At 72.3% G+C, this 6,548-nt stretch carries 6 protein-coding genes; 3 read left to right on the top strand and 3 right to left on the bottom strand.

The features are described 5' to 3' along the window. Positions 1 to 445, bottom strand: a 445-nt coding sequence (locus AB8Z36_RS26925; RefSeq protein ID WP_369215970.1) for a TetR/AcrR family transcriptional regulator, incomplete at its 3' end; no start/stop codon positions are given. Positions 446 to 617: 172 nt separating this feature from the next. On the opposite strand from AB8Z36_RS26925, the gene AB8Z36_RS26920 reads away from it, so the two are divergent. After that, entirely contained in the window at positions 618 to 1,280 is a 663-nt protein-coding gene (locus tag AB8Z36_RS26920; protein ID WP_369215969.1) for a peroxiredoxin-like family protein, read from the top strand. A gap of 40 nt (positions 1,281 to 1,320) precedes the next feature. Here the strand turns inward: AB8Z36_RS26920 and AB8Z36_RS26915 are convergent, their stop codons facing one another. Continuing rightward, positions 1,321 to 2,295, bottom strand: a complete 975-nt coding sequence (locus AB8Z36_RS26915) for a helix-turn-helix domain-containing protein (protein ID WP_440582001.1) — start codon at positions 2,293 to 2,295, stop codon at positions 1,321 to 1,323. Between the two features lie 132 nt (positions 2,296 to 2,427). On the opposite strand from AB8Z36_RS26915, the gene AB8Z36_RS26910 reads away from it, so the two are divergent. Both AB8Z36_RS26910 and AB8Z36_RS26905 read left to right on the top strand, forming a co-directional pair. Beyond that, complete coding sequence (locus AB8Z36_RS26910; RefSeq protein WP_369215967.1) at positions 2,428 to 3,339, top strand: NAD(P)-dependent oxidoreductase; 912 nt, start codon at positions 2,428 to 2,430, stop codon at positions 3,337 to 3,339. 137 nt (positions 3,340 to 3,476) lie between these two features. Next, a complete protein-coding gene (locus AB8Z36_RS26905; RefSeq protein ID WP_369215966.1) occupies positions 3,477 to 4,955 on the top strand; it encodes a peptidoglycan D,D-transpeptidase FtsI family protein in 1,479 nt (492 codons plus the stop codon). Positions 4,956 to 5,019: 64 nt separating this feature from the next. On the opposite strand, the gene AB8Z36_RS26900 is transcribed toward AB8Z36_RS26905, so the two are convergent. Further along, the coding region (locus tag AB8Z36_RS26900; protein WP_369215965.1) for a HelD family protein at positions 5,020 to 6,548 on the bottom strand (1,529 nt) is incomplete at its 5' end.

Below are 6,548 nucleotides of genomic sequence, written 5' to 3'. Positions count from 1 at the left end.
GCTCCCCCGCCGTACGCGCCGCTTCGAGTGCCACCCGCAGTGCTCCGCGCAGCCGCTCGTGGTGGTCCTCCAGGAGCGCCCGCACCTCGGGGTCGTCCCGCTCGCTGCCCGCGTGCGCGTTGACGACCATGCAGCCCCACCCCGCGTACGGGCCCGTGCAGCGCTGTTCGATGAGGCCCGCGAAGAACGCGCGGATCGCCGGAAGCCCCGCGCCGTCCTCCGCGACGAAGGCGAAGGCACGGTCGGAGTGGTCCCGCACATAGCGGCGCAGGGCCGCCAGGTACAGCTCCCGCTTGCCGCCGAAGGTCGCGTACAGGCTTGAGCGGTTGAGGCCCGTCGCGGTCGCCACGGCCTGGATGGAGGTCGTGGCGGCGCCGTGCTCCCAGAAGAGCCGGACGACGCGGTCGAGCGCCTCGTCGGGATCGAAGTGCTTGATGTCGGGCATGAGTTGCGGCTCTCACCTTCTTGGAACGTTGATTTCAAGATACCGCTTGACGGGCCATCAGCGTGCCCCCATGCTGATGATCCTGGAACGTGCGTTCCAAGTTACTTGAGCGTCCGCACGGCCACGCCCGCGCCCGAAGCGCCCCTCCCGCCGACGATGAAAGGCCCCCGCCATGACCCTCAAGGACGAACTCCGCGACCTGTACGAGAACGGCCACCGCAAGCTCCCCGCCGACGTCCTGGACGTCATGGACCGCGCCGCCGCCGAGTTGCTCGCCACCCGTATCGCCGAGAACGCCCTCTCCACCGGCGACCCGGCGCCCCGTTTCACCCTCCCGGCCGCCACCGGTGACGAGGTCTCCCTCGACGCGCTCCTGGCCGAGGGCCCCGTCGTCCTGACCTTCTACCGCGGCGCCTGGTGCCCCTACTGCAACATCGCCCTGCGCGCCCTCCAGCGGCACCACGACGACATCACCGCCCGCGGCGCCCGTCTCGTGGCCGTCTCCCCGCAGATCCCGGACGAGAGCCTGACCCTCACCGAGAAGGAGCGGCTCGGCTTCGACGTCCTCAGCGACCTCGGCTCCGACGTCGCGAAGCAGTACGGGATCGCCTTCGACCTCTCCGACGAACTCGGCGCCCTCTACGACCGGCTCGGCTTCGAACTGCACCGGGTGAACGGCGGCCACGCCCGGACCCTGCCGCTGCCCGCCACCTACGTCATCGGCCGCACGGGCGTCATCCGCTGGGCGTTCGTCGACGCCGACTACTCCGTACGGGCCGAGCCGTCCGACATCCTGGCCGCGCTCGACGCCCTCAAGGGGGCGGACGCGAGGTAGAGCCCCGCGATCACCGCGATCACCGCTATCACCGCGATGGTCAAGCTGCTGGGCGCCGGGTGAAGAAGGACCGCCGGTAGTCGCCCGGGGAGACTCCGACCTGCCTGAGGAAGTGGTGGCGGAGGTTGTTGGCGGTGCCGAGGCCGCTCAGTTCGCCCACCTTCTCGACCGGCAGGTCCGTCGCCTCCAAAAGGTGCTGGGCCCGGGCGACGCGCTGGTTGAGCAGCCACTGGAGCGGTGTCGTGCCCGTGGCCGCATGGAGCCTGCGGTAGAGGGTGCGCGGGCTCATCGCGGCCCTGCGCGCCAGGTCGTCGACGGTCAGCGGACGGTCCAGGTGCGCGCGGGCCCACTCCAGTACGGGGCCGAGGCCCGCGTCGTCCGTCTCCGGCACCGAGAGGTCGATGAACTGGGCCTGGCCGCCCGTGCGGTGCGCGGGCACCACCATGCGCCGCGCCAGTTGGTTGGCGACGTGCGCGCCGAGGTCGCGGCGGACCAGATGCAGGCAGAGATCGAGGCCCGCCGTCATGCCCGCGCTCGTGAGGACGTCGCCGTCGTCCACGTACAGGACGGAGTCGTCGACCCGCACCTTCGGATGCCGCGCCGCCAGTTGGGCGGTGTGCATCCAGTGCGCGGTGGCCCTGCGGCCGTCCAGGAGGCCCGCGTCGGCGAGCGCGAAGGCGCCGGTGCAGAGGGAGACCATGCGGGCGCCTCGCGCATGGGCCGCGCGCAGGGCGTCGGAGAGGCCCTCCGGCAACGGCTCGTCCTCCTCGACGCAGGCATCCGGCACCGACGTCACGACGACGGTGTCCGCGCCCGCCAGTCCCTCCAGGCCGTACGGCGTGCGGAGCGCGAAGCCGAAGTCGGATGCCTCGGGCCCCGGTGCGCGGGTCGAGCACAGGCGCAGGTCGTACCAGGGGTCGTGGAGGTCCGGCTGCGGCTTGCCGAACACCGTGAGCGGAATGCTCAGTTCATACAGGTCCCAGGACGGGACCCCGATCTCATCGGCCACGATCACCGCGACGGAACCAGCGCTCATGCCGCGAGCGTACGAGGCCGCGGGCGCCCCGCACCCGGCTGGCAGGAATTTGGTGGGCGCCGTCACCACTGTCACTGTCCGGCCCCGCCGCGCCCTGCGAGCGTGATCCCCATGGACACCGAAAGCACCAGCACGGACCCCGTACCCGTACCCGTCACCGTCATCGGCCTCGGGCTCATGGGTTCCGCCCTCGCCGCCGCCCTGCTCGACCGGGGGCACCCCGTCACCGTCTGGAACCGCTCACCGGAGAAGGCGAGGCCCCTGGCCGACCGGGGCGCGCGGGTGGCCGCGACTCCGGCCGAGGCGGTCGCCGCGAGCGGGCTCGTGCTCGCCTGCGTACTGGACTACGACGCCGTGCACACCGTCCTCGACCCACTGGCCGACGCGGCGGGGCTCACCGGAAAGGCCCTGGTCAACCTCACGTCCGGCGCGCCCGAGCAGGCGGAGGCGATGGCGTCCTGGGCGGACAAGCACGGCGCCGGGTACCTCGACGGGGGCATCATGACGACGCCGCCGGGGGTCGGCAGCCCCGAGATGATGTTCCTCTACAGCGGCTCCGATGAGGTCTTCCGCGCCCACCGCCCGGTCCTCGCCGCCCTCGGCGACCCCATGTACCTCGGCTCCTCCCCCGGCCTCGCCTCGCTCTACGACTCCGCCCTGCTCGGCCTGATGTGGGCCACGTTCAGCGGCTGGCTGCACGGCACGGCCCTGGTGACCTCCGACGGCACGGCCGCCACCGACTTCACCCGCATCGCGCTGCGCTGGCTGAACGGTGCCGTCTCCGGCTTCCTCACGACGTACGCGCCGCAGGTGGACGCCGGTCACTACCCGGGCGACGACGCCACGGTCGACGTGCAGATCGCGGCGATCGGCCACCTCATCCACGCCGCGCACGCCCGCGGCATCGACAACGCCCTGCCCGAGCTGATCAGGTCGACGATGGAGCGCGCCGCCGCCGCGGGCCACGGCTCCGACAGCTACGCCGGGGTCATCGAGGTGCTGCGCGGCCCGGCCCGCCGGTAGAGCGGCCCGGCCCGCGCGTAGGGAGGCCCGGCCCGCGCTCAAAGCGGCGGATCGGAGGATTCCGGCCCGGCCCGGGGCGGAAACGGTCAGGATGGAGCGAAAGTGCTCGACCGTCGCCGCCACCGGGGGAAGCCACCATGAACCGTCCGCTGCGGCACATAGCCGTGTTCTGCGGAATCCTCACGCTGGCGCTGCTGCTCCGGGCGACCTGGGTGCAGTTCGCCGAGAACGACGAGCTGGCCAACCACGAGAAGAACCGGCGCGTGCAGATCGAGGCCTTCTCCCACCCGCGCGGCGACATCATCGTCGGCGGCAAGTCCATCACCGGCTCGAAGAAGACGTCGGGCACCGACTTCGCGTACAAGCGGACCTTCAAGGAGGGCCCGATGTACGCGCCGGTGACGGGCTATTTCTCGCAGGCCCAGGGCGGCACCTTCCTGGAGGGTGTCCACAACGGCATCCTCAGCGGCAACGACGACCGGCTCTTCATCAAGCGCACCCTGGACATGCTGACCGGCAAGAAGCAGCAGGGCGGCGACGTCGTCACCACCATCGACCCCAAGGCCCAGAAGGCCGCCTACGACGGGCTGCGGGCGCTGGACGCCAAGGGTGCCGTCGTCGCCCTCGACCCCCGCACCGGCAAGGTGCTCGCCCTGGCCAGCACCCCTTCGTACGACCCCTCGGTCTTCGCGGGCATCTCCGCCGAGGAGGGGCGCGTCTTCAAGGACCTCGACCGGCGCAAGGACAAGCCGCTGAGCAACCGGGCGCTGCGTGAGATCTATCCGCCGGGCTCCACGTTCAAGATCCTCACCGCTGCCGCCGCCCTGGAGCACGGCGTCGTGACCGACATCGACAAGCCGACCGGCGCCAAGACCCCGTACAAACTGCCCCTCAGCTCCACCCGCATCGGCAATGACGTGCCCGACGCCAACTGCGACAAGGTCTCGATGAAGACCGGCATGCAGTGGTCCTGCAACAACGTCTTCCTCGACATCGCGCACAAGGTCGGCAAGGACAGGATGCGCGAGACGGCGGAGCAGTTCGGCTTCAACGAACAGCAGTACATCCCCGTGCGCGCCGTCGCGAGCAGCTATCCCCGGCAGCTCGACCAACCGCAGACCGCGCTGACCGGCATGGGCCAGGGCAGCCTGACGAGCACCCCGCTCCAGATGGCGATGGTCACGGCGGGGCTCGCCAACGACGGCCTGGTCATGAAGCCGTACATGGTGGAGGAGCTGCGCGGCCCCGACCTGTCGACGATCGAGAAGGCCGAACCGCACGAGCTCAACCAGGCCGTCTCCGAGGACACCGCGGAGAAGGTGCAGGAGATGATGGAGAACACCGTCGAGAACGGCACCGCGAACAAGGCGAGGATCGAGGGTGTCACGGTCGGCGGCAAGACCGGCACCGCCCAGCACGGCGCGGACGTCAACGACGAGCGGCCGTACGCCTGGTTCGTCTCCTACGCCAAGACCCCCGGCGGCGACGAGTCCCCGGTCGCCGTCGCGGTCTTCGTCGACCCGTCCAACATGAGCATCCCCCGCTCGGAGATCGCGGGCGGCAGGCTCGGCGCGCCGATCGCCAAGGCGGTCATGGAGGCGGTCCTGGAGCGCTGATGACCCGGGGGAACGGCCCGGTGCGCCGGTCCCCCAGGAACGGCCCGGTGCGGATGCGTCCCGTTCACCCCTCCCACGGCAGCGGTCGGCTGTGCAGGACGTCCAGGCGGGACACGGCCCGCGTGAGCACCACGTACAGCCGGTGCGGCCCGCGCCGCTCGGCCGCCATGATCTCCGCCGGTTCGACGGCCACGACGTGGTCGTACTCAAGGCCCTTGGCGACCGAGGCGGGCAGCAGCGTCACGCGGGCCCCCGGATCGTCGGGGCCCGCCGCCTCGACGCCGCCCGCCGCGAGGGCCGCGCGCAGCCGCCCGGCGGCGCCGTCGGCGGCGATGACCCCGATGGAGCCCTCCCGCTCCAGCGCCGCCCGTACCGCCTCGACCACCGCGGGCACCACGTCCGGCACCTCGCGCACGCGCAACTCCCCCTCGCCGCGCATCGAACGGGCGGGCGGCACATCGACGTCCAGTTGCCCGAGCAGCCGGTTGGTGAGCGCGACGATCGCCCGGGGGACGCGGAACCCCGTCGTCAGCGGGGTGACCGCGGCCTCCGGCTTGCCGAGGTGGCCGAGCAGCTCGGGCCAGCTCCGGGCCGCCCAGGGCGTCGTGGCCTGCGCCAGATCGCCGAGCACGGTCAGCGAACCGAAGCCCGCCCTGCGCGCGATGGCCCTGCACTCCATCGGCGAGAGGTCCTGCGCCTCGTCGACCACGATGTGCCCGTACCCGGTGGGCCGTTCGAGCAGCCCCTCCACCTCGTCCATCAGCACGAGGTCGGCGGCGGTCCACTTGGCCGACTTGTACGAGCGCGGCGGCCCGGCCCACCGGATCGCCCGCTGCTCCGCCGCGTCGAGGACGCCGTCCGCCGCCCGCGCGAGCGCCGCCGGATCGGCGAGCAGCTCCGCGAGCACCTCGTCCGCCCTGACCCTGGGCCAGCTCGCGTCGACGAACGCGGTGACGGCGCGGGCCCCGGAGATCTTCCGCAGCCAGGTGCCGTTCCGGGGGCCCGAACGCCGCTCGGCCCGCGCCTGTACGAGGCGCACGGCCCGGCTGCGCACCCGCTCGCGGCCCGTGGCGTACGGCGGCTCCTCCCGCCGCACCCCTTCGACGACGCTCTCCAGGTCGCCGAGCGGCACCCGCCAGCGGTACGAGCCGTCCGGCACCGCGAGGTCATCGGTGGGCGGTGCGACACGGGCGTAGAGCGCGCGGCGCAGCACCTCGGCCATGCGGGCGTCGTGCTTCACGACGGCGGCGGCCTCGTCGTCGTGGGCGCGCACGGGGTGCCGCCCGACCTCGTCCGCCACGGTGGACTGCCGCACCCCGCTCTCGCCGAGCGAGGGCAGCACCTCCGCGATGTAGCGCAGGAAGGTGCGGTTGGGCCCGAGGATGAGCATCCCGGAACGCCGTACGCGCTGGGGGTGCGTATAGAGCAGATACGCCGCCCGGTGCAGGCCGACGGCGGTCTTGCCGGTGCCGGGGGCGCCCTGGACGCAGAGGGACGCGGCGAGTTCGCCCCGGACGAGGTCGTCCTGTTCGGGCTGGATGGTGGCGGCGATGTCCCGCATGGGGCCTACGCGGGGCCGCTCGATCTCGCGGG

Source organism: Streptomyces flavofungini, from assembly GCF_041028215.1.
Classification (GTDB): Bacteria; Actinomycetota; Actinomycetes; order Streptomycetales; family Streptomycetaceae; genus Streptomyces; species Streptomyces flavofungini_B.
This window is presented reverse-complemented; position numbering and strand designations above follow the sequence as displayed.